General features: G+C 70.3%; 16 protein-coding genes and 2 pseudogenes. 10 read left to right on the top strand and 8 right to left on the bottom strand.

The annotated features are described in order from the left end of the window. Window positions 1–95 precede the first annotated feature (95 nt). Window positions 96–587: pseudogene (locus AB0M99_RS30605) on the top strand (MerR family transcriptional regulator); the annotation flags it as partial. A gap of 172 nt (window positions 588–759) precedes the next feature. Here the strand turns inward: AB0M99_RS30605 and AB0M99_RS30610 are convergent. Genes AB0M99_RS30610 through AB0M99_RS30620 form a run of 3 tightly spaced genes read right to left on the bottom strand, consistent with a single transcriptional unit; the run spans window position 760 to window position 2,898 of the window. Beyond that, on the bottom strand, window positions 760–1,989 hold the full coding sequence (locus AB0M99_RS30610) for a S1 family peptidase (RefSeq protein WP_365926160.1): 1,230 nt from the start codon (window positions 1,987–1,989) through the stop codon (window positions 760–762). 45 nt (window positions 1,990–2,034) lie between these two features. Next, window positions 2,035–2,466 carry a hypothetical protein gene (locus AB0M99_RS30615; RefSeq protein ID WP_365926162.1) on the bottom strand — a complete coding sequence of 144 codons (432 nt, stop codon included), beginning with the start codon at window positions 2,464–2,466 and terminating at the stop codon, window positions 2,035–2,037. Between the two features lie 3 nt (window positions 2,467–2,469). Further along, on the bottom strand, window positions 2,470–2,898 hold the full coding sequence (locus AB0M99_RS30620) for a hypothetical protein (RefSeq protein ID WP_365926164.1): 429 nt from the start codon (window positions 2,896–2,898) through the stop codon (window positions 2,470–2,472). Between the two features lie 245 nt (window positions 2,899–3,143). Between AB0M99_RS30620 and AB0M99_RS30625 the strand changes: the two are divergent. The 6 genes and pseudogenes from AB0M99_RS30625 to AB0M99_RS30650 form a co-directional block, all read left to right on the top strand. Next, window positions 3,144–3,516 (top strand): annotated as a pseudogene (locus AB0M99_RS30625) (TetR family transcriptional regulator); the annotation flags it as partial. Between the two features lie 185 nt (window positions 3,517–3,701). After that, on the top strand, window positions 3,702–4,583 hold the full coding sequence (locus AB0M99_RS30630) for a hypothetical protein (RefSeq protein WP_365926166.1): 882 nt from the start codon (window positions 3,702–3,704) through the stop codon (window positions 4,581–4,583). A 466-nt stretch (window positions 4,584–5,049) separates the two neighbouring features. Beyond that, window positions 5,050–5,910: an endonuclease/exonuclease/phosphatase family protein gene (locus tag AB0M99_RS30635; RefSeq protein ID WP_365926246.1), complete on the top strand. Its 861-nt coding sequence runs from the start codon at window positions 5,050–5,052 to the stop codon at window positions 5,908–5,910. A gap of 39 nt (window positions 5,911–5,949) precedes the next feature. Further along, complete coding sequence (gene cseB / locus AB0M99_RS30640; RefSeq protein WP_365926168.1) at window positions 5,950–6,738, top strand: two-component system response regulator CseB; 789 nt, start codon at window positions 5,950–5,952, stop codon at window positions 6,736–6,738. A gap of 16 nt (window positions 6,739–6,754) precedes the next feature. Next, complete coding sequence (locus tag AB0M99_RS30645; RefSeq protein WP_365926170.1) at window positions 6,755–8,029, top strand: HAMP domain-containing sensor histidine kinase; 1,275 nt, start codon at window positions 6,755–6,757, stop codon at window positions 8,027–8,029. Window positions 8,030–8,147: 118 nt separating this feature from the next. After that, window positions 8,148–9,143: a serine hydrolase gene (locus AB0M99_RS30650; RefSeq protein WP_365926172.1), complete on the top strand. Its 996-nt coding sequence runs from the start codon at window positions 8,148–8,150 to the stop codon at window positions 9,141–9,143. 40 nt (window positions 9,144–9,183) lie between these two features. Here the strand turns inward: AB0M99_RS30650 and AB0M99_RS30655 are convergent, their stop codons facing one another. Together AB0M99_RS30655 and AB0M99_RS30660 are read right to left on the bottom strand one after the other, a co-directional pair. After that, complete coding sequence (locus AB0M99_RS30655; RefSeq protein WP_365926174.1) at window positions 9,184–10,266, bottom strand: carboxyl transferase domain-containing protein; 1,083 nt, start codon at window positions 10,264–10,266, stop codon at window positions 9,184–9,186. Window positions 10,267–10,318: 52 nt separating this feature from the next. Then, window positions 10,319–16,465, bottom strand: coding sequence for a glycosyl hydrolase family 18 protein (locus AB0M99_RS30660; protein WP_365926176.1), 6,147 nt, complete (start codon window positions 16,463–16,465; stop codon window positions 10,319–10,321). A gap of 381 nt (window positions 16,466–16,846) precedes the next feature. Between AB0M99_RS30660 and AB0M99_RS30665 the strand changes: the two genes are divergently transcribed. From AB0M99_RS30665 to AB0M99_RS30675, 3 genes are all read left to right on the top strand, one after another. Beyond that, a complete protein-coding gene (locus AB0M99_RS30665) occupies window positions 16,847–17,068 on the top strand; it encodes a hypothetical protein (protein ID WP_365926248.1) in 222 nt (73 codons plus the stop codon). Between the two features lie 203 nt (window positions 17,069–17,271). Beyond that, window positions 17,272–18,393 carry an NB-ARC domain-containing protein gene (locus AB0M99_RS30670; RefSeq protein ID WP_365926178.1) on the top strand — a complete coding sequence of 374 codons (1,122 nt, stop codon included), beginning with the start codon at window positions 17,272–17,274 and terminating at the stop codon, window positions 18,391–18,393. Between the two features lie 14 nt (window positions 18,394–18,407). Beyond that, a complete protein-coding gene (locus AB0M99_RS30675; protein ID WP_365926180.1) occupies window positions 18,408–18,959 on the top strand; it encodes a hypothetical protein in 552 nt (183 codons plus the stop codon). A gap of 468 nt (window positions 18,960–19,427) precedes the next feature. On the opposite strand, the gene AB0M99_RS30680 is transcribed toward AB0M99_RS30675, so the two are convergent. The 3 genes from AB0M99_RS30680 to AB0M99_RS30690 all read right to left on the bottom strand — a co-directional run bounded on the left by AB0M99_RS30680 (window position 19,428) and on the right by AB0M99_RS30690 (window position 22,537). Beyond that, window positions 19,428–19,841, bottom strand: coding sequence for a hypothetical protein (locus AB0M99_RS30680; protein WP_365926182.1), 414 nt, complete (start codon window positions 19,839–19,841; stop codon window positions 19,428–19,430). A 998-nt stretch (window positions 19,842–20,839) separates the two neighbouring features. Further along, the gene (locus tag AB0M99_RS30685; RefSeq protein WP_365926184.1) at window positions 20,840–21,949 is read right to left on the bottom strand and encodes a CinY protein; all 1,110 of its coding nucleotides are present in this window, start codon (window positions 21,947–21,949) and stop codon (window positions 20,840–20,842) included. Between the two features lie 396 nt (window positions 21,950–22,345). Then, on the bottom strand, window positions 22,346–22,537 hold the full coding sequence (locus AB0M99_RS30690) for an SUKH-3 domain-containing protein (RefSeq protein ID WP_365926186.1): 192 nt from the start codon (window positions 22,535–22,537) through the stop codon (window positions 22,346–22,348). Between the last annotated feature and the right edge of the window lie 2 nt (window positions 22,538–22,539).

Consider the following 22,539-nt stretch of genomic DNA (forward strand, 5'->3'; position numbering starts at 1 on the left):
TGTCGCTGGACTGCCACCCCGGACCTGGCCGAGCGTCCCGACGCCTACGCACACCAGCCCACCTGACATGCAGTTTTCACGATGCACACTGCTCACTGGGCTTGCTCTCCCCGTTGGTCACGGACCGCCTCAGCCACCTGCCTTCTGGCGCGCTGCGCCCCTCCGACCTGGACGCCCTGCTGGTCACAGAACGGATCTTCGGGCCGCTGGGAGCCGCAATTCAGGCCAGCCTGTTCATCACCCTTGCGACCGATCCCGGCCTACGGGCCGAGGCAGACCGCCTCGACGCGGCCGACGCCGCCCTCGATGACACCGTCGACCCCCACGACCCGCAGGTCGAGGAACTCGCCGCGCAACACTGCGCCCACCACAAGGCCCTGCTCCGGGCCATTGAGGCCGCCGGACTGGACGTGGCTGAGGAGAAGCTCTTCGAGATCTATGACGCCGAGGCGAGCGGCGAGGAGGACGCCCAGATGAGCGCCTTCAAAGCAGTGACCAAGATGCCCTATGGCTTCTCCGCGGCCCGGACGCGGTGCATGGAACTCACGGCACGGCTCCTTGACGGGGACCTCTCCGCAGGCAGCTGATCGCTGGTCTGGCCAGCATTCTCATCACGTACAGCGCGTCGATGCGCCACTTCGCAGCACTTCGCCCCGCCTCGCTGGAAGACCAGCTCGGCGGGGCAAGTTGACCAGGATCCCACTCAGCCAGCAGCGTCCGCGGGTGCGTGCGAGGGGCCGTCCCGGTCGGGGGTGGCCGTCACGTGCGCCAGTCGACGGGGGTTATGGCCCCGTCGAAGTCCTGGACGATCCTGGAGGTCGGCTGGACCGTCGACATTTGCTTCCCGTTGACGATCGCCGAGCCGATCAGGGTACCGACGGCCTTGGTTCCGTACAGGACGGCTCCTCCGCTGTCGCCGCCCTGCGTGGCGACGTCGCTGACGACGACGACGCCGGACGTGGTCGTGCCGTCCCCGTTGGTGAAGCTCCACCCCGACGCGAAGTACTTGCCGCACTGCCAGCCGCCGGCCGCTCCGGAGATGCAGGTGTAGAGACTGCCCACCATGTCCGTCGCCGGGTTCGCGACGTAGCCGCTGTAGATGTTGAACCACGGCCCTTCGGACTTGGCCTGCCCACCCGACGGGCTCCAGTCCCGAGGGTGGTCCACCTTGATCAGTGCGTAGTCCGAGGTGGGGTACTGCTTGACGGCCACCCTGCCGATGAGGCCGTTGCCGTTCCTGTCCGTGCTGCCGTCGTTCCGCCGGATCTCGTTGCCCATGTCGACGCAGTGGGCGGCCGTCGCCAGGTAGGTGTCGCCACCCTTCTGGAGCATGATCCCGGCCGAGCAGAGGCCCCTGCCCGGAATCGACAGACCGTCACCGCCGACGAGTCCGGTCTGGTGGTTGGCGGTCCCCTGATGCATGGAGACGGCGACCTTTCCGCGCTCCTCGCCGGTCACGCCGGCCTCGCGCAGCAGCGCCTCGCCGTCCGCGGAGGCCGGAAGCTCCAGCCTGACGCGGTTCGCCCGGGTGTCCACCCCCCAGGAACTGTCCTTCGGGATCAGTCCCTTGGCACCCGCGGCATCCAGCCGCGCCTGGACCTCCTTCAGGACGGCGGTGGTGTACGCGGCGCGCTGCGGGATGACCCCGGCGGCCTTCGCCGCGCGCTCACCCTCGTCGTCGACGACGTTCGCGTGGACCTCGCCGCGCATCACGTCGGCCCAGACGCCCGCGGCCTTCGCGCCCTGACTGCCCTCGAACGCCTTGGCGGTGGCCGCCAGCCCGTCCTGCGCGGCGAGCCGCTGCGCCACCTCGGCCTCCGGGAGGCCGACTTGGGCCGCCACCGCACGCGCGGCGGTCTGCGGGGTGAACGGGGCCGGCAAGGCGAGGCTGCCGGCGGCGGAGCTCGACGCCACGCCGGGCGCCATGGCGAGCCCGGCGAGCAGGGCCGCGACCGCGCCCTTGGCGAGCGCCTTCCTGGGGACCTTCATGGTCATCTCCTTGAATGGATGTCGTGCGGGGGTGCGGGCCCTTGCTCAGGCGAGCAGGTTCATGTGCGAGGACAGCAGGCGGTACTGGCCGGACGCGTAGTCGTAGGAGACGTAACCCGTCCAGTACGTGCCGATGAGCGAGTCGCTGAGCGCCCGGGTGAAGGTGTACGAGGTGCCGGACGAGGCCCACTGCCAGGCGCCCGAGACGTACCTGTTCACGCCGCACTCCTGCGGGTCGCAGGAGTACAGCCCGACCCAGTCGTACTTGCCGACCGGGTTGCCGCCGTAGTCCCAGCCGATCGTCACGACCTGGGTCTCCTTGACGTGGATGGCGGCGGCCCAGGTGCCCGGCGTGGACGGGGCGGCGGCCGGTGGGACCGCCGCAGGGACCGCCGGCCCGGCCGCAGAGGCGGCCTGGACCGGCAGCACGCACAGCAGCGCGAGGGCCGTGGCCGCCGCCCTGGTGAGCACGGTCATGACTCAGTCGATCTTGTCGTGGGAGGAGGTGACGATGCGGTACTGGCCCGAGGAGTAGTCGTAGGAGACATAGGCCGTCCAGTAGTCCCCGCTGACCGCCGGGATCTTGGACACGTACGAGGTGCCGTGCCCGTAGGCCCACTGCCAGTCCACGTAGTTGTTGACGCCGATGACGCCGGGGTCCTGCTTGTAGAGGCCGACCCAGTCGTACTTGCCGACGTTGAAGGGCGGGTTCCAGTTGATCTGGACGTAGCCGCCGTTCTTGGTCGCCCAGCTCGTGGGCGAGTCCCCGGACTGGAGCGAGCTCTGTACCTGCTGGACATCGGTCGGCACCGCCGCCGACGCGGTGGCCGAGCCCGCGAGGGGCAGCGCGACGGCCACCGCCAGGGCCGCGACGGCCGCGGCGCGGGTGCGGAAGGGGATTGCGGACATGGGAGTCCTCCTGGATCGTCTGCCGGCGCCGCATACCGGTGGGCGCCGGTGTCCGTGACCGGACTCCGACAACGGTCGTGCGCCTTGGCAGACGTTCAGTCAACATGCATGTCAGTACGGCGATTGGTGCCCCAACGACGTCGAAGTAGACGCCCGATGGACACCGATCCGGAAGACAGGCCCTACGGCTCCAGCCGGAGCGGCCCCCGGAACAGCGTGAGCTCCTCCTCGACGCGGCCGAGGAACTGTTCCTCGACGAGGGCATCAGGGCTGTCGGGGTCCAGGCCTTCGCGGACCGGGCGGAAGCCGAGCACCGCGACGACGGCCGGGCCCAAGTGCTCGCCGTGGCACGCTTCATCGCCGGGGGACTGCCGGACATCGTCCGGAGGGGCTGGCCCCTTCGTGAACTCCATCGCCGGCCTGCCCGAGCCCGGCCATCCGGCCCGCCGACCGATCGAGAGCCACCAGGCCGATCAGCGCCGCCGCCTCACCGCCATGTGCGAGCGGGCCGGTGCGCACGCACCCGATGGCGTCTCCGCAGAGATCACCTTCCTCCGGGAAGGCGCCCAGGCGAGCGCGCAGAACGGCGGCGTCGACCGCGCCGGGGACAGGCTGATGACCACGGGCCAGGGCCGTTCCGGACAGGGGCACGGCGACCAGCTGATACCGACCGGACCCGCGCGCGAGGGGCGGAATAGGCCCCTCTATGATCATTTTGGCAGGTTCCGGGCTCCCGCCCCCACCCCCGTGGCCACTACGTTCGTCGCTTGACCGAACATCCACAACCAGGGGAGAGGGCAACGATGCGCCCCACACACTCCGTCGGCCGCATGGGCAAAGCATTCATGGCCTGTGCCGTCGCGGCCGCGGTAGTCACCGTCGGCTTTGCCGCCTTACCGGCCTCGGCCGCACCCGCGAAGTCCGCCGCCGCGCAGGTCAAGCCCGGCGACACCTGCACAGCGGCCGACCTCGGCATGCGCCACCCGTACGTCACGACGACCGGAGTCACCCAGGAAGTCACCGGTACGTCCGCAAGTCTCAACTGCAACCGTGTCCAACAGGGCGACGGCCGTTGGGCGTTGAAGTGGATCGAGAGGCCTGGCAGCAGCAGCTCCACGACCCGCGCCGCCCTCGAAGCAGGCGCGGTGGCCCTGACAGGGGAGCAGACGCAGGACCTCGTGCAGCGCCCGGCTACCACCAGCGGCACAACAGTCGGGCGAGGCGCGCAGTTCGCGCTCAACTGCGCGCCCGGCGCCTACAGGATCGACGTGCCTGGCAGGCCCCTGAACTGGAGCGCCCCGCTCCTGGCCGACGACGGTATCCGCCTGCGCGAATCGACGTTCTTCAGCGCCCACCTGGACAACTGGCGCCTGTGCAACGTGACGGAGAACAACGGAGTCCTCGAGGCGTCCCTGTGGAACTGGGGCAACGGCGGATGCGCGACCATCCCGGCGGGCATCGCCGGCCAGGAGCAGGCCTACCTGACGACGGTCACCTGCGGGGAGGACGACCTCCAGCGGTTCTACATCTACCGCGACGTACCCGGAAGCTCGAAGATCGGTGTGCAGAACAAGTACACCGGCTCCATGATGGGCCACGACCGGTACGCGAACGGGGAGTTGATCCGCCAGTACTCCAGCGGCAGGCAGGACGGTACGGGTACGTACGCCCTGACCGCAGTCTGACGGCCCGCACTCCGTGAGCGGCCCCGCATGCGAACCCCCGGCCTCCCGGTTCCGTGCGGGGCCCTCCACGCCTTCGGCGAAGGCCTGGCGGAGATCGGCGTACACGGTGCTCTCGTTCGTACGCACCGCTTGCCGGGACCCGGACGCCGGCCCGGCGCCGCGGGCCGTGAGTCTGCTCCGCATACCGATACCCAGCTGAAACGCAATCGCGGGGCCCTCGAAGGGCTCTCCTGACGCCCTGGAAGCGCACCTCTCCGAGGCTGTGCCGGTACCGGATCACCGGCGCACACGACATCGGAAGGCGGCTGCCGTGCTGAGCACCCCGTACCGTTCTGAGGCCACCAGGGAAGAGGAGCTACCCGGCCCGCTTCCGCCTCCTCCCGCCTGCCGCTCCCGCACTCTCGGACGTACCGGCCGCGGCCGTGGCTGGTTGATCGCCGCCACCGCGGTGTGTGCGGCCCTGGCGATGGCCCTTAGCGCCTGGATCCCGAACGTGGCCGGAAACCTCGGCAGTCTGTTCCAGACCTTCCTGCCCTGGGCCGGGCTGGGCGTCCCCGTCCTCCTCGTGGCGGCGGCGGTACGCCGCTCCCGGCTCGCGGCCGTCGCCGTCCTGGCCCCCGCGGTCGTCTGGGTCTGCCTCTTCGGCGGGACCCTCAGCGACAAGCGGTCCGGCGGCGGGAACTTCACCGTGGTCAGCCACAACGTGGACGAGGAGAATCCCGATCCGGCGCGGACCGCGCGAGCGCTCGCCGCGTCGGGCGCGGACGTACTGGCCCTGGAAGAGATGTCCTCGAAGGCCACGCCCGTCTACGAGCGCGAGCTGGCCGCCGGCTATCCGCACCACTCCGACACCCTCGGCGTCAGGCTGTGGAGCAAACACCCGCTGAACGGCGTGGAAGCGGTGCCGATCATGCCCTGGACGCGTGCCGTACGAGCCACCGTCGACACCCCGGGCGGCCCCGTCGCGGTCTACGCCGCCCACCTCGCTTCGGTACGCGTGACCCCCGACGCCGGGTTCACCACCGCGCGCCGCAACGATGCGGCCCGGAAGCTGGCCGCCGCCGTGCGGGCGGAGCCGCTGGCCCGGGTCGTCGTCATGGGCGACTTCAACGGGACGACGCAGGACTCGGCCCTGGATCCCGTGACCTCTCACCTGAGCTCCGCGCAGCGGGAGGCGGGCGCCGGCTTCGGCTTCACCTGGCCCGCCGCGTTCCCCGTGGTCCGCATCGACCAGATCCTGGTGAAGGGGATGAGCGCGACCTCCTCGTGGACCCTTCCCGCCACCGGCAGCGACCACCTCCCCGTCGCGGCCTCCCTCCGGCTGTGACCCCACCGCAGGCCCCACTGACTACGATGGTCTCCACATATGTCCCTTTATGAACAGGCAGGTGTCGTGTCGGCACCCCGGGTCCCCGACCCCGTCAGCGTCCTCGTCGTCGAGGACGACGCCACCATCCGCCGCGCCGTGCAGCTGTCCCTGGAGCGGTACGGCTATCAGGTCGCGGTCGCCGCGGACGGACTCGACGGCCTGGAGGCGTTCCGGGCCGGCACGCACGACCTGCTGATCCTGGACGTGATGCTGCCCGAGCTCGACGGCATCGGGCTGTGCCGCCGGATCCGCGAGGAGAGCCTGGTCCCGGTCCTGATGATGTCCGCGCGCGGGGACGCCCTCGACGTGGTCTCGGGACTGGAGGCGGGAGCCGACGACTACGTCGTCAAACCCGTCGACACCGCCGTCCTCGTCGCCCGCATCCGTACGCTGCTGCGCCGCGCCACGTTCCGGGCGGCCGGACCGGAGACGACTCCGGCGCGGGGGGCGGGACCGGCGGATCCCGCGGTCGGCTCCGCGGATGCCGGGACGGCCCCCGGGGAGCTGGTCTTCGGGGACCTGACCGTGAACACCCTTGGCCTGGAGGTGCACCGGGGTGGACGGCCCGTTCCGCTGACCCCCACCGAGCTGCGGCTGCTGCTGGAGTTCGCGGCGGCCCCCGGCGCCGTGCTCGACCGGCGCAGGCTCCTGCGCGACGTCTGGGACTACGGCTGGGAGGGCGACACCCGGGTGGTGGACCTGTGCGTGCTGCGGCTGCGCAAGAAGATCGGCGCCGACCGGATCGAGACCGTCCGGGGCTTCGGCTACAAGCTCGCCCGCGGCTGAGGGGCCGTCCGCACCCATGGCACTCCTCAACCCGCGCGCCCTGCGCTGGAAGATCGCCGCCCTGACCGCGGCCGCCTGCTGCGCCGTGGCCGCCGTGATCGGCGTCCTCGTCCACCAGGCGATGGCCGAACGCGGCGACCGTACCGGGAAGGAACGCCTTACCGCGCGCCTGGCAGCCGCGGAGCGCGAGTACACCCGCACGGGCAGCGCGCCGCTCGACGTCGAGGTCCTCACTCCGGAGCGGCTCGACCCACCCCTCGCGAAGGCCCTGGCCGCCAAGGACCCGGCCGCCCTGTATGCGACCTGGAACGACCGCAAACCCCCCAACTGGTACTGGCTGTGGGCGGCCATGCCCGTCGAGGGCGACCGGGTACTCGTCGCCCGGACGGACATGAGCTCCGAGGTACGCGGCCTCCAGCTCCTGGACCGCAGCATCGTCAAGGCCGTGCTGGCCGCCCTCCTGGTCGTCGTGCCGCTCGCCGCCCTGGCGACCGAGCCGATGAACCGCAGGCTGCGCCGGGGATCGCGGACAGCCCGGGCCATCGCCGACGGCGACCTCGACGCCCGGATCGGACCGGGCGGCCGGGCCCGTGACGAGATCACCGAGATGGCGGCGGCCGTGGACGAGATGGCCGCGGCCCTGCAGCACAGACTGGAGGCCGAGCGCCGCTTCACCGCGGACGTCGCGCACGAACTACGCACCCCGCTGATGGGGTTGTCCACCGCCGCCGGGCTGCTCCCGGAGGGCGATGAGGCGGCCGAGCTCGTCCGGGACCGGGCCCGTGCTCTGAACGGGCTGGTCGAGGACCTCCTGGAGGTCTCGCGGCTCGACGCCGGAGCCGAGCGGGCCCGGACCGACGCGGTGCCGCTGGGCGAGCTGGTCACCGACATCGTCCGCCGCACGGGGACGCCGACCGCCGTGGCGGTCCGTGCCACCAGGACCGTGGAGACCGACCCGCGCCGGGTGGAACGGATCGTGGTCAACCTCGTCACCAACGCCCACCGGCACGGATCGGCCCCCGTCGAGGTCGCCGTGGAGGCCACCGCCACGGGCGCGCGGATCCTCGTACGGGACCACGGGCCCGGCTATCCCGCAGCGCTGCTCACGGAAGGCCCGCAGCGCTTCCGTACGGGAACCCCGGAGCGGGGGCGCGGCCACGGACTCGGGCTGACCATCGCGCTCGGGCAGGCGGAGGTCCTCGGTGCCCGGCTGGCCTTCGCGAACGCCCCTGACGGGGGCGCCGTCGCCACCCTCGACCTGGACGGCGGACCCGGTCCGTCCGGTGGCTGAAACGGAACCGCAACACGCTCTCCCGGCGGCGGAAACCGGCTTGCGCAGGTCTGGAAGTACGGCTCCTCGAAGGTGATCCCGGTGCGCGATCCGCACCCGTCTTCCTGGAGGTTCCCCGATGCCCGCCAAACACCACCGCACTTCTTACGGCCAGCGCCGGTCCGTCCTGCGCCGGTCCGCGCTCGTCCCGCTGTCCGCCGTCCTCGCCCTGGTGACCGGTACGGGCGCCTGGTACGCCTTCGGCGGCGACGGGCCGCGCAGTGCGGACGGCGCCGCGGCCGCTTCGCTCGCCGGGTCGCTGGACCTCCCGTGGCCGGCGGAGGGCCAGGCGAGCGCGGAGGTCGAGGGCATCGGCAGCCTCGGCTCCAAGGGCGAGCAGGTACCGGTACCGATCGCCAGCATCACCAAGGTCATGACCGCCTACGTGATCCTGAACGGCCACCCGATGTCCGGCGACGGGCCGGGCGAGCAGGTGAAGGCAGACCAGCAGGCCGCCGACGAGTCGTTCTCCACCGCGGAATCGACCGCACCGGTGCTGGCCGGGCATCAGTACACCCAACAGCAGCTCCTGGAACTCATGATGCTGCCCTCCGGAAACAACGTCGCCCGGCTGCTGGCACGTTGGGACTCCGGCGATCAGCAGCGGTTCACGGCGAAGATGAACAAGGCCGCCGCCGCACTCGGAATGAACCGCACCACCTACACCGGGGCCTCGGGCATCGAAACCGACACGACGAGTACGGCGGCCGACCAGCTGAAGCTGGCTCGCGCCGTCATGATGAACGAAGCCTTCCGCCGGATCGTGGCCACTCCCTCCGTCACGGCCCCCGGTGTCGGAACGCAGATCCAGAACAGCAACAAACTGCTCGGCCAGGACGGGGTCATCGGCCTGAAGACCGGCTCCTCCACCCCGGCGGGCGGCAACCTCATGTGGGCCGCCACGCAGGAGGCCGCGGGCGCCGCCCGCCTCATCCTGGGCGTCGTCCTCCACCAGCAGCCGGACACCACCCCCGCCGAAGGTATGGCCGCCGCCTTCAGGTCCAGCCACACCCTGATCACGGCCATCCGCGCCGCCCTCCCGCAGGCCCTCGCCGACCCGCACCCGAAGCGCTGACCGGTGGCCACGGGATGGGTCGCCAGCCGATGAGGCGTGGTCACAGGGGGATGTTGTCGTGCTTCCGGGGCGGCAAGGTCGCCGATTTGCCACGCAGCAGTCGCAGCGTCCGGATGACGTGCGCACGGGTGTCGGAGGGGTTGATGACCATGTCGACGTAACCGTGCTCCGCCGCGATGTAGGGATCGCAGAGCCCTGCGGTGTCCTGATGCGGGCGGGCGGACGGCCGGTCGACGTCCGTGTCGGCGTCGCCAGTGATCGCCGGATCGGGGGAACCGGACGCGCTGCGCAGGGAACGGAACGCGTCCGAGGGGTCCGTGGGGCCGATCAGGGCGGTGGGCCAGGCGAGGTTGACGTCGGCCCCCAGGTGTTTGGACCCCATCACCTCGTAGCCACCGCCGTATGCCCTGCCCGTGATGACGGCGATGAGCGGGACCGTCGCCTCGATGTTCGGTGCGAACAACCGCTGGATCTCCAGGAACGTTCCGGTGTCCAGTACGCCGGTGATGATCTCGCCCATGTCATGGACGTCCGTTCCCCGGCCTGGTGGCGCGCTCCCGGGCGGCTGCTCGAGCCGCACGGAGGAGCAAGGGGCGGGTTCACCGGCCGGCGGCTCCTCTGAGCTGTTCGCGGGGAGATAGGACAGGAGCCTCTTCGTGAAGGCGATCGCGTCCTCTTCGTCCGCCGCCAGATAGTGGGCGTTCCCCGACCTGGCGTTGTGGGTATGAGCGCCGCCGAGCCTTTCGATATCCACTTCCTCGCCCATGGCGGCCCTGATGACCTCGGGGCCGGTGATGAACATGTGGGAGACCTTGTCCGTCATCACCACGAAGTCGGTCAGCGCGGGTGAGTAGACGGCGCCGCCGGCGCAGGGGCCCATGATGAGGGAGATCTGGGGCACCCTGCCGGAGAGCCGGACATTGCGGAGGAAGATCTGGCCGTAGAGACTCTGGGCCGCGACTCTACGTGTGCAGTCGCCAGGAGGACTCGGAGCGTGCGGAACGGCTCGCTGGCCAGGCCGGCTTGCGCCTTCTCGGGCCGGAGAGCCGTTCCCTTTGACCGCTGCACTGCCAGCCAGCGAACTACCACAAACCCGACGTGACAAGACCAGCTGACAGAGCACAGTTGGCCGGACACCGCTGCACGCGCGGTGTCCGGCCAACTGGTCCTCAGTGTTACGGCGTCGGGCTCAGCTTCTTCCAGGGCCGGCCACCGTTGGCCTCCGCCGTGCCGGGGGCGGCGGTGGTGTACCACTGGGCGTACCAGTAGGAGCCCTGGTACTTCACGAACGCGGCCGTCGAGGCGGCCGGGTCGCCGGTGAGGAGATGGGTCTCCCGGGCAGTGGCGCCGCCGGCGACCTCGATGTCGTTGCCCGCGGTGGAGCGGAGCTTGAACAGGCCGCTGTGTTTCGCCCCGCCAGGTGTTCCCTCACTGCCGTTGTCAGAGATCGGCACGAGCTGCCACTTCTGCTCGTTCCGTCCGCTGCAGCCGAGGGAGGCGATGTCCTGCCGGGAGGCGGTGGCGGTCAGGCACCTGCCGCCACTGGCGATGGAGTACAGGCCGCCTCCGGCCGGCTGGATCTGCCAGTACTGGTTGGGGTTCTGGTCCATCAGCTCCACGAGGTGCGCCCGGGACCGGTCCGGGTTGTTGTCGATCACCATAGGCTTCCCGGCCCGGCTGTCGCCGTACTCGAACATCCAGCCCTTGTCCCCCTTGTCGTACATCCGCCACAGCCGTCCACCGTCCGGCCGGTAAACCTGGCCCTCGCGCCAGTCCGGGGCCTGGCAGGAGTTGCCCGCAGCGGGCGCCGGCGGGGTCACCGTCCGGACGCCGCGGCGCTGGTCCCCCGTCGAGCCGAACTCCTGTCCGCCGATCCTGAACGTCACGTTGGACGGCCCGGTGACCGGCAAGTAGTACTTCAGGTCGATGTCCCGGGAGGCACCTGGCGCCAGGTCCTCGCAGTAGCCGAGAGTGATGGTGAGCCGGTGGAAGTCCCCTTGGAGGCCGCCGGTGTTGGGCCCGGTGTGGCCGGGCACGAGGCCCTTGATCTCCTTGTAGTCGTTGTCCTTGACGATGGGCGGCGTCGACGTGGGCAGGTCGAGGGAGATCTCGGTGCCCTGGGCGAGCGCGACGCCGGAGTTGTTGGTGATCCGCAGCTTCGGCTGGACGGGGTAGAAGTCCTTCTCCCCCGTGGGGAAGTCCACCAGTTCGGCCTTCACGTCGATCACCTCGGTCGGCTGGGGCCGCCCGCCCGCCTTCGCGTTGCCGGTGGCGCCGGCGCCCTTGAACGCGTTGTCGAGGCGGGTGGTCAGGTCGTAGCCCATGCCCCATGCCCCGCCGGGGCGTTGGGTGTAGTCACCGGCGAGCTCCCAGATCATCGCGCCGCCGATGCCCTTGTCGACGATGTAACGGGCCTTGGCGTCGAGCGACTTCTCGTTCTCGGTGGACAGGAACACCTTCTTGGTGTCGTTCCACAGCCAGGATGCCTGGAGGGCGTCCGAGTACTTCGGCGCGTAGGATCCGGTCAGCTGCCCGCTCGGCAGCTCGGTGTCGACCCCGTAGGAGCGCAGGTAGCCGGGGGTGCGGCCGTCCTGGAGGTTCTTGGTGTGCCATAGCGGGTTCGACCCAGCGCCGACCTCGCGGTCGTTCTCCAGGTCGTGCCAGAGGTTGTCGATCCCGACCGCGCCCAGCCCGCAGGACTGCGCGTTGACGGGACCGCGGCCGCCGGTGCCCAGCGGGCACTGCGCCTGGTCCGGCATCGCGGCCGTGCCCCACAGCCCGTCCGTGCCGCCCTGGACGTCGCGCCAGCCGCGGGAGTAGTAGGGGATGCCGAGGTTGATCCGGCCGGCCGGCAGGGCGCCGCGGTAGTAGTGGTAGGCCCAGTCGGTGTTGAAGTAGCCCTCCTTCCGGAAGTCCTTGGTGTCGGGCGCCTGGTCGTCGTAGATGCCGGCGTCCGCCAGCTCGTTGTCACGCCCGTCGTCGTACAGAGGGGCCTGCGGGCCGACGAACTTGTTCCAGGAGCCGTGCAGGTCGTAGGTCATGACGTTGACGTAGTCCTGGTACTGCAATGCCTGTCCGGCGTCCAGCCCGCGCACGAGATAGCCGGAGGAGGAGCCGGCCGAGGTCAGCAGGTAGTACCGGCCCCTGTCCGCACCCGATCGGTCCAGCTTCTCCCGTAGCGTCTTCATCAGCGCGTTGTAGCCCTGTTGGAGGCCCCTTCGGCGCGGGTTGGAGACGTCCCAGTCCAGCGGGTTGCCCGTATTGGGCAGCGCGGTCGGGTACTCGTAGTCGATGTCGACGCCGTTGAATCCGTACTGGTCCAGGAAGGCGGTGACGGAGTCCGCGAACGCGTCGATACCGGACTGGTTCACCGAACCGTCGGCGTTCGTGGTCGTCGCATAGAAGTTCCGCGTGCCCGCCCAGCCACCGACCGAGATCAGCGTCTTCACCGCCGGGTGCTGCCTCTTGTAGGTGTTCAGCAGGTTGAAGTGCCCTTTGTACGGCAGCGAGGCGTCCATGGCGTTCTTGTCGCCCGGCCAGGTCATGCCGGTCGCCGGGTTGGCCGGGTCGTTCGGGTCGCCGATGCTGATCCGGTTGTCCTGCACGTCGGCGAACGCGTAGTTGACGTGTGTGATCTTCGACCAGGGGATGTTCGACGCCAGGTACTTCGGGTCGCCGTTCTTGCCCGCGCGCCATCCGGTGAAGTAGCCCACCACGCGCCGGGTGCGCTCGTTGCCGACCCACTCGCGGCCCGCGCCGTCGTAGACGTCGCAGTACCGCGCCGCGACGCCCTGGGTGGGCGTCATGCCCTCGGGGCGGCAGTCGCCGGACACGGCCGGCTTGGTGCCGCGCCCGTCAGCGGAGGCGTCGAACGGGTCGCCCGCGTCGCCGCCGTCCGGCTGGCCCACCGGGCGGGCGGACAGCTGCCACTTCTGGGAGTCGCGCCCGTTGCAGTCGTAGATCTGCAACAGCCGGGCGGTGTCCGAGCCGGGGACGTCCAGGCACTTGCCCGAGTTCGGGTTCCGCAGCTCCTGCCGTGCGGTGTAAATCCACTTCTGGGCGGGGGACCCGTTGCACACGTACAGTTGGACGGCCGTCCCGTTGTCCGCGCGGCCGCCGTCGATGTCCAGGCACTTGGCGAGGGACTGGAGGGAGCCGTCTGCCGCCACCGTCCACGCCTGGCCGTCGGAGCCCGCGCAGTCCGAGAGCCGGACTGGTGTCCGGTCGTCCCGGCTGCCGCCGCGCGGCTCTACGCACTTGTCGCCCAGCCCGCGGATCGTGCCCACCTGGGTGCCCGTCCCGGTCTCCCGGAACTTCCACCGCTGGGCCTGGTCGTTCGCGTCACAGGCCGTCACCGCGAGCGCCGAGCCCTCGGCGCCGGCGGTCAGACACTGGCCGTCCGCCCCGCTGACCAGGGTGTACCAGCCGGTGCCGGTGCCCTTGGGCTGCCACACCTGGTTGGCGTTGCCCTCCTCGGCCGCGATGAGATGGGTGGTGTGCGGCCCGGGATCGTGGTCGACGACCATGCCCGGGCTCAGGGCGGACGCGATCCGCCAGTTCCCGCCGCCGAGCGCCCGCATCACCCAGTGCTGGGCGGGGGAGCCGTTGGGCTCGTAGGCCTGGACGCTCGTCCCGGCGGCGGTGTTGCTGCCGCTCAGGTCCACGGCCATGCCCGTGGCCGAGCGCAGGTCCACCTGCTGGCCCTCGCGCGGATCCGTGCCGGAGTCCGTGTCGCGGGGGGTGATGACGACATCCCCTTGATAGTCGAGGTACCAGTACTCGTTCTCGTTCACCCCGTTCCGGCAGTAGTCGTGGCTGACCCAGTTCTTGCCGCCGGACCTCTTCCCCGGGTCCTGGGCGAGACACCTGCCCCGCTTGCCGATGGACAGCACGACCCGGCCGTCCGCCTCCCGCGACACTTCCCAGCCGAGCTCGGCGCCGCCCAGGTACGTCCAGGAGTTCCACGGGGCCAAGTAGCGCCCGTTGTGCTGGGCCTGCAGCGACACCTGCCCGTCCACGTTGTGGAGGAGCCAGCGCTGGCTGGTCCGCCCGTCAGCGGGGTGGGTGACGAGGTAGTCGTCATCGCCTTGGCCTTCGGCGTCCAGCACCTCGTTGGTGCGCGCGTTGCGGAGCCGGACGATGCCCTCGCGCACCACGGACGGGTCGGGGGCGACCTTCATGCCGTCGTTCGAGCCGGCGCAGCCGAAGATGTACCGGTCGGAGCCGGGCGCCGCCTTGCCGAACTCGGTCAGGCACTGCGACAGCGCCTGCTGACCGAACGCGTTCGGGTGAACGGCCTCCTGGACGTCGCCCTGCGCGTTGGGGGTGACCCACCCGGTACGGGGAACGTAGGGCACCCACCGGATCCACTCGGCCTTCGCGGCCGGCAGCGGAGCGGTGTTGTTGTTCGCGTCCGTCGCCTGCTGCGCCGTCTTCGCGCACAACTCGTGCCCGGCGAAGGCGTCCTGCACGTTGAGGAACTTCGCCCCGGCCATGCCCGCGGCCTGCCGCAGCATCCCGGTGATGCGGGGCAGCATCGAGTTGCGGGCCCAGTCCGCGTCCTTGTCGCGGAACGGACATCCTCCCTTCTTGAACCGGTCGCTGACGATCGTGCCCTGCGGATAGCGGAAGTCGTCCGTGGCGGGAAGAGGGCTGGGATACGACTGGAGCACCAGTTGGTAATTCGACTGGCCGGCGGCCGACATGACCCGGCGGATCTCGGTCAGCGCGTTGGTGACATCGGCCCGCACCGTGTCGAGCTTCCCGCTGAACACCCGATCCGCGTGCGGCACGCAGGTGGAGTTCAGAGCGGTGCTGAAGAAGGCCAGGGCGCACCCCGTCATGATGCCGGAGAAGTCCAGGTCGTTGCCGCCGATGGAGACGACGACCATCCGGATGTCGTAGGAGCTGGCCAGGTCCGCCAGCTGCTGGACCTGGGGCTTCTCGCCCTTGAACGAATCCGAGACGATGTTCTTCGTCGTCGCCCCCGAACAGGCGAGGTTGAACCGGCGCTCGACCGGAACGTCCTCGAACTCCGCTCCCTTGATCGGCGCCACGTCGGAGCGGTCGCACTTGTTGCCGCCCTCGTAGGACGTCGCGTCGTAGACGCAGTCCTCCTTCGTACCGTCCTCCTTGGACCGGCAGCGGTCGCGCCGGTCCGTCCCCCAGACGTCCCCCTCCTGCTTCGTGAGGGCGTTGCCCGCCCAGCGCCCTCCCTCACCGGAGATGTAGCTGTCCCCCATCGAGACGATGGCCGACCCGGCGTCGGAAGTGTCGTCTTCGGGCGTCTCCTCGCAGAGGCCACCGGCGGTGGCACTCGACTCGGTCCGGGGCTGGACGGGTTGGAGGGGGCAGGCCACGGCGGGGTCGACGGCGTTCCGCGAGTACACCACCGGATAGTGGTCCGACCCCAGCGGGCTGTCCATCCTGGTAGCCGCGTAGCCTGCGGCGGCGCCGTTGCTCACCAGGTAGTCGATCTCGTTCGAGTCCACGATGATCTTCTTCTGCTGCTTCTTCGACTTGTTCTCGTCGCCCGGCTTCACCACCCATGTGCGGTGTGTGCGTTGATTGCTGTAGACGGCGCGGACGCCCGCGGGATCGTTGTCGATCTGCTGCTCCAGCGGATTCTCCCTCCTGAGGTCCCACCCGGCGGCGAACTTGTCGCTCCCGTTGGAGGGATGACGGTTCCAGTCACCCAGGGCAGCCCAGTGTTCGCCCGGCCTGCGGTCGTTGATCGTCCGGACGATTCCCGCGGCGTTGTTCAACCTCCGCGTCGATCCGTTGGTCGCATGGATCGAGTAGAACCATTCGGCGCCGAGGCGAACGCCCACCGCAGGGAAGGGGAACGCATCATTCCGTGGGACCACGCCCACCGCGCCGTCTCGTCCCCTGGTCGAGACCTCCTCGCGGTTTCCGGGCATCTCGGCGACGTCGAGATCGTCAGCCCGCCGCTGGACCGTCGAGACGATTCCGACCCCCCGGTTCTGGGAGCGGTCGTTCACCACCCGGTACAGGTAGTAGGTCTGCCCGTTGTCACTCCACGACGACTCCTCCAGGTGACGCGTCCCGACGTCCTTGACCAGCCTGCCGCCGGTGAAGAACTGCATGGCTTCGCCCATCTCCGGGATCTCCTGAAGGGCCATGATCTCCAGCCGCTTCTCCCGCATCAGATAGGGGACCGTGTACTGGAGCCGAGCAGCCTTGGCCTGCAGGTTCCAGGAAGCCACGGTGTGGTCTCCGACGTCGGCTGCGGCCTGCCCGGCTGGCAGGAGCAGCGTCTGCAACAGTCCTGCGATCAGGGCCAGTCCCAGCAACTGGCTCAAAGCCCGCAGTCGGCCCGGGTGGCATGCCCGCCCGATCAGCCCTTGCATGTCCTTGTACTCCATTCCTCAAGGGACTTCGTTCAGGCGCGGATCGTGGCAGGGGGCAGTAGACAGCAGATCAACGGGCTGGACCAGGAACTGTCCGGACGCCCCCGGGACGACGCTGGATCCTGGCAGCGGTCGCGCCACCCCTTCAAGGGGTCGTCGACCAGGAAGGACCGGACACCGGAGACCGCGCGGCCCCCGTGGCGGTGACGCGACGGTGGTGCAACCAATTCCGTTGTTGGGATCCCCTGTTGACCAGTGGTGCCTGCCGTGCGGGATGCATGCCAGGAGGAGCTGGCGCACGCGGCGGGGGTGAGCGTGCGGGCGCTGTCGTACATGGAGCGCGGACGCACCCGGGGGCCGCAGCGCCGGACCGTGCAGGCGCTGGCCGCGGCCCTGGGGCTGGGTGAGGACGGGGCCCGGGATCTGGAGCACGCCGCGAGTCTCGGCCGTCCCCGCGCGGCTGCCGCGGTCGTCCGGCCGCCTGCCGCGACACCCGCCTGCTGGTGTGCCGGATGCCGCCGCACGGGATGCTGTTGCGTCACCTGGTGTGCCTGATCTGCTCCCGCGTGCGCCGCGCGGCTTCCGCGGGCGGGCGGCGGAGCTCACCGCTGTGTCCGGGACCGCCGCCGGAGAGGCACCCGTCTGTCTGGTCGTCGGGCCCGCCGGGGTCGGGAAGACCGTCCTCGTGCTGCACTGGGCCCACCGGGGTCGTGCCGACTTCCCCGACGGGCGGCCCTACGTGGACCTGCGCGGTTTCGGTGACACGGGCGAGCGAGGTACTGCGCGAGTTCCTGCTGGCGCTCGGTGTACCGCACGAGCGGATACCGGATTCGGCGAACGGCGCGGCCGCGCTGTTCCGGTCGATTTCCGCCGACCGCCGGCTCCTCGTGGTCCTGGACAACGCGCGGGACTCCGAGCAGGTCAGGCCGCTCCTGCCGGGCGGCCGCCGCTGTGTCACCGCGGTCACCAGCAGGCGCCGGCTGCCGGGGCTGATCGTCACCGAAAACGCCCGGCCGGTTGCCGTGGACGTGCTCAGCACCGAGGACGGCACGATGCCCCTCGCCGAGGTACTCGGCACGGAACGGGTGCGCGCAGAGCCTCAGGCCGCGCGAAGGCTGGCGGAGTTGTGCGGCGGGTTGCCCCTGGCACTGCGGGTGACGGCGGCACGGCTGGCGCAGCGGCCCGGCTGGTCTCTGGGCGCGATGGCCGCCGAGCTGGCCGATGAAGCGCGCCGACTGGGCCTGCTGGACGTGGAGGACACCGGCGTACGGGCGGTCCTGCGGGTGACGCTGCAACAGCTCCCGCAGCACGTCTCCCGCCTGTTCGCCCACCTCGGCCGCCACCCGGGCACGCACGTCGACCGGTACGCGGCGGGGGCCCTGACCGGCACGGACCCGGCGACCGCCGAGACCGGCCTGGAGCAGCTGGCCGCCGCGCACCTGGTCACGGAGACGGTGCCCGGCCGGTGGACGCTGCACGATCTCGTACGGCTCTACGCACGGAGCCTGGACATCGGGCCCCACGCGCTCCAGCGCGTCCTCGACCACTACATCGCCACCGGCCTCGCGGCCGTGGCGGCGGCCGAGCCCGGCAACGAGGGCTGCTTCCCGCTGCCAGCGGACTACCTGCCGCCCGCCGCCGTAAGGGAGTTCACCGACCGGTCCGCCGCCGTGTCCTGGTACACGGCGGAGCGGGACGACCTCACATCGGCGGTGGCCGGGTCGCACGCCGCCGCACTGCACGGCAGGACCTGGCGGATCGTCCTGACACTGTGGCCGCTGATCGTCTGGCGCGACGGGACGGCTGGGTCCCGCTTCTGCAGACCGGGCTCGAAGCGGCTCGCGCCGACGCCGATCAGCACGGCGAGGCACGGCTGCTGAACGTGCTCGGCTGGGTGCTGACCGAGAAAGGACGCATCGCCGAGGCCCTGACCCACTTGCGGGCCGCCTCCGCACTCGCCTCCCGGGCAGGTGACGCACTCGCCGAGGCGAACGCGCTGATCGTTCTGGCCATGGCGCAGGCCGCGCTCGGCGGCTTGGACGCCGCCGTGCAGGGATGCGAGCGGGCGGTGGAGCTGGCGCGCAAGGCCGGTGACCGGACCATCGAGAGACTGGCCATGCAGCACCTCGCCCGGCACCAGGCCGACGCCGGGAACTGGCACCAGGCCCTCGACACGGCGACCGAGGCGCTGGCCTTCGACGACCGGCGGGACACGGCTGACATCCCCCGGATACTCCTGCTCATGGTGAGGGGAGAAGCTCTGCTGGCACTCGGGAACGAGGCCGAGGGCATCGGGCAACTCGACCTGGCAGCCCGCCAAGCGGAGTCGTCCGGCTACGAGGACGGCGCCGTCCGGGCACTGGGCGTGCTGCTGAAGGTATCGGCGGACGCGGGAGTCCAGGCCCGCTACGACACGGCAGTCGCGCGCCTCACCCCGCGGACGTGACTCGTGGCTGATGTCAACGGGTGTGCTGGTGGCACGGGGTGGATGCCAGCCGGATCAAGGCAGGTGCCGCGGGTGCTCAGCTGATGCGGGCCGACGCGCACGGAGCTGGCAGAGGCGGAACGCCCGGAGGCCGCGTGGGTGGCCGCGCAGGAGAAGGCGCCCCCTGCAGCCGCTGTGGTGGTGGGTCCCGCCGTAGGAGGCCGGGCGCGAGGCTGCGAAGGCACGATCCGGGCGCGCTCGCAACACTGACCGGGCGCGGAGCGGGGGAGTCGGCAGACGGCTGGTGCTGCACGTACAGGCGCCTGGCCGAGGGTGTGATGGGCGTGCACGTTCGCAACGAGGGACGGGGTATCGGGTGGAAGCGCGACGAGGACGGCCCTCGTGAGCACTGCTGCTCGCGAGGGCCGTTGAATGAGCCGGAGGAGTCCTGAACGAGGCGACGGGGGACCTTGTGGCGGGGCTCGGTGTTCAGCCGTTGATGGGGAGCTCGTATCGGGTCCACGGAGACCAGGTGCCGGAGCGGTCGCGGTTGCGGCCCCAGTACTCGCCCTTGTCGTTGTAGTAGAACACCCTGAAGGTCCAGGGGTCGCTGGTGTCGTAGTCGTAGGCGCGTGCTGTGCTCCACGCCTTTCCACCCATGGACTCCCATCCGGACCAGTCCCCGTCGGAGTCGGTCCAGCGGGTCCACACGGCACGGTCGGTGCCGACGACGAATTCCTGCTTCGTGCTGTTGGGCAGCAGGTAGCTGGTCACGCCGTAATCGCAGATGTAGGCGCGGCCTCCGCGCGAGCAGCTGCCCGCTTCGGCCGGGGTGGCCACCGCCGCGACACTCGCGACCGCGGTGGCCGCGATCACGGCTGCTTTGAGCTTTTGGACCAGCATGACTGTCTCCTTCGTGCGACTGGCCCGTTCGGGCACAGACGCGGTGCTGGCGGGAGGGCTTCCCAGCCCGCCGCCGTTGTTGTTCATTCCCGGACCACCGAGGGGTGGGGCCGTCCGCCAGGGCAGGGCAGCTCTTCTGCGGTATGCACAGTCGATCACGGTGGTCGGGTGTGATCCAGGCAGTTCCACCTGCAAAAATACGGGCGGCGTTCTTTTGCAGGGCCTCTGATCTGCGGCACCGCAAGGCCTTGACTGGTGCCGTCCAGAGTCCTTGCGCGAAAGGTCCTCGGCCGAGCAGCTCGGTGTTTCCAACGGGTTGCAGGGGTTCAGGACCGGATCCCGTGAAGGTGACCAAGAAATCGGTCTCCCGAGCAGCGAGAACGGCTTCTGCGTTCGGAGATGCGACTTATCGAGTCAGGAGGAGCCGCTTCGGCAGCAGCGGAAGGTTCGCTCTGCCGAACATGCCACGCTCGAGGGCTTTCAGGTCGTTGACGCGGCATTCGACGGGGCCGGGGGACCATTCGGCGTTCTGCGCAGTGCTGGGCCTGCGGGGCGCCAGTTCGGGCGCCCTCGGCGAAGAGCGCCGCGCGGTCGCGGCAGACGATCTCGGCACCGGGCTGCTCGCGCAACCACGCGGCCAGGGTCCCGGCCTCCCGGTCGGGCAGCAGGTCCAGGGGCTGCCGGGTCCCGCACTAGCCGTTCACCGGCGTAGCCGCTGGTGACGGCGTGCGGCGTGGCTCCTTGACATCACATGCGTGATGTCAACTCCCGTGCAGGAACAGTCTTTTCTGGGCAGGGCGGGGGAGTGGGTGAAGCTCTCCTGGCCGGCCGGGATACGTTCGGGACGCGGGTAGGCTCCGCGCGGCGTCATCCGGGCCGGCAAAGCTCCAGTGAGGTCCCGGATACGGGTCGGGGCCCTTGCCGGGCCCCGACCGGTATCCGGCCCTACGTCGTCTGCATCGACCCGGCGCCCTTGTGCCGAGGACTCCGGTCAAGGGCTACCGGCAGTCGCGCACCGGGTCGTCCTGGGTCATCGCGCACGCGATGCGCTGACCGCGGACGGTGCCGTAGCGGGCGGTGAGGGAACTACGGAAGCCGTCCCACTGGGAGCGGGTGTCGGCGATGGCGGCCTGGACGGCAGCGTTGAAGTTGCCTCCGATCAGCCCCCTGGAGGTGGTCGGGTACGTGGCCTCCCCGGTGGCGGCGTTGATCATTCCGTTGTCCTTGTTCAGGACGCTGTGGGTGATGCGCTTGCCGCAGCCCCACGGGTTGAGGCTGAAGCAGCCCGTCGTGAGGTCGCCGGGGATGGCGGAGGCCGAAGGTGCGGTGGCGGCCATCTGCAGGAAGGGCGCCGGGCCGGTACGGGCGAGGCCCGGCGGGTTGTTGATGCCGATGGCGGACCGGCTGTCCCCCTGGTCCGCCCAGTTGCTGTGCGAGTAGAAGTCCTCGGTGCCGTGCAGTGCCCGGCCGAAGCCCTCGATGGCGTTGCACTTGCCGCGGCCCGCAACGCCCAGCACGAAGGTGCAGTCGGAGGAGAGGTCGGTTTCGGAGCCGTTGACGGTGCCCGCGCCATCCACGAGCGCGTCCGCCTTCTCAACGCCCCGGTTGAACTCGGTCTTGAGGTGCGCGATGCAGGCCAGCAGCACCGACGTGGCCTGGGCCCGGGTCCGGGGGTAGCCGGCCGCGTTCAGGTAGTCGGCTCCGTCGCAGTGCGCGGCCTCGGTGAACACCTGGTCCATGTCCGGTGCGCCGATGGCTCCGGTCGTGCCGTTCGCCCCCGCCAGCTGGCGGATGGAGGCAGGCTGGAAACACGTGCCGGCAGTGCCGGGAGTCGTACCCGGCGCGCAGGCGAGAGCCGCGCGGGTGATCCGTTCGTGCTCGGCGTTCTGCCCAAAGGTGTTGATCGTGCCGAAGTTCTGGACCGGCGATATGTCGCGTCCGGGCAGTGCCTTGGAGGCCGAGACGGTGGGTATGGGCTGCGCCCCGCGCACCGCCCCCGCCGACGTGTTGCCCTGCGCCACGCCCGGTATTGGCGCGGCGGCGGCCGACGTGCCGAGCCCCAGGATGAGGGCGGTGGCTGCAAGTCCGGCCGAAAGCGTCGAGAGCACTGGCCTGCTCTGACGACGTGTCATTGTCATGATGGATCCCCCTTGTTGAGACCCGTATGCCCCCATCGGGTGCACGGGCTGGTCAAATATAGCTACCACCCGGTAGTTACTGGGAGCACACCCAGGAGAGGTCGGAGGAGCTGGAGCTGGTCTACTCCGCCTTCGACACCAGGATCAGCCTTGTGCCTCCCACCGATGCGGAGATCGTCAACGCCCCCAACGGCAGCTGAGCCCGGGCTGTCCGGATGCTCGATTGTGGCGCTCTACGGCTCTCTTGGCCTCCCCGAGGAATCAGGCCTCGTCCCGCCTGCCGTCACCGGCACAGCGGCTGGCCGGCGCGGAGGCCTCGGCAGCCGCGGTGCTTCATTCGGACTCCGATGGCGGGCCGGAAGGTGCTCAGGGAACCCTTGGGCTGCGGGCCGGCATCACTCCGAGGCCGAGGTTCTCCATGGCCCGGGGCATGCGGCCGAACCGGGCCAGCCAATTCGACACAACGTAAAGCTCACCCTGCTCGTCCAGGCCGAGGAATGCAGGGCCGTGGTCGAGTTCCCCCAGGGGAAACAGGTGGCGGCCGATCTCCTCGCCCAATT

This window comes from Streptomyces sp. NPDC051183 (assembly GCF_040682455.1).
In the GTDB taxonomy this organism is placed as follows: Bacteria; Actinomycetota; Actinomycetes; order Streptomycetales; family Streptomycetaceae; genus Streptomyces.

What these genes read in the sequence shown, in the direction of transcription:
- AB0M99_RS30665 (WP_365926248.1), top strand. Translation starts at nt 16,847, where the DNA reads ATGGAGCGCGGACGCACCCGGGGGCCGCAGCGCCGGACCGTGCAGGCG.
- AB0M99_RS30630 (WP_365926166.1), top strand. Translation starts at nt 3,702, where the DNA reads ATGCGCCCCACACACTCCGTCGGCCGCATGGGCAAAGCATTCATGGCC.
- cseB (WP_365926168.1), top strand. Translation starts at nt 5,950, where the DNA reads ATGTCCCTTTATGAACAGGCAGGTGTCGTGTCGGCACCCCGGGTCCCC.
- AB0M99_RS30645 (WP_365926170.1), top strand. Translation starts at nt 6,755, where the DNA reads ATGGCACTCCTCAACCCGCGCGCCCTGCGCTGGAAGATCGCCGCCCTG.
- AB0M99_RS30620 (WP_365926164.1), bottom strand. Translation starts at nt 2,898, where the DNA reads ATGTCCGCAATCCCCTTCCGCACCCGCGCCGCGGCCGTCGCGGCCCTG.
- AB0M99_RS30680 (WP_365926182.1), bottom strand. Translation starts at nt 19,841, where the DNA reads ATGCTGGTCCAAAAGCTCAAAGCAGCCGTGATCGCGGCCACCGCGGTC.
- AB0M99_RS30615 (WP_365926162.1), bottom strand. Translation starts at nt 2,466, where the DNA reads ATGACCGTGCTCACCAGGGCGGCGGCCACGGCCCTCGCGCTGCTGTGC.
- AB0M99_RS30650 (WP_365926172.1), top strand. Translation starts at nt 8,148, where the DNA reads ATGCCCGCCAAACACCACCGCACTTCTTACGGCCAGCGCCGGTCCGTC.
- AB0M99_RS30610 (WP_365926160.1), bottom strand. Translation starts at nt 1,989, where the DNA reads ATGAAGGTCCCCAGGAAGGCGCTCGCCAAGGGCGCGGTCGCGGCCCTG.
- AB0M99_RS30635 (WP_365926246.1), top strand. Translation starts at nt 5,050, where the DNA reads ATGGCCCTTAGCGCCTGGATCCCGAACGTGGCCGGAAACCTCGGCAGT.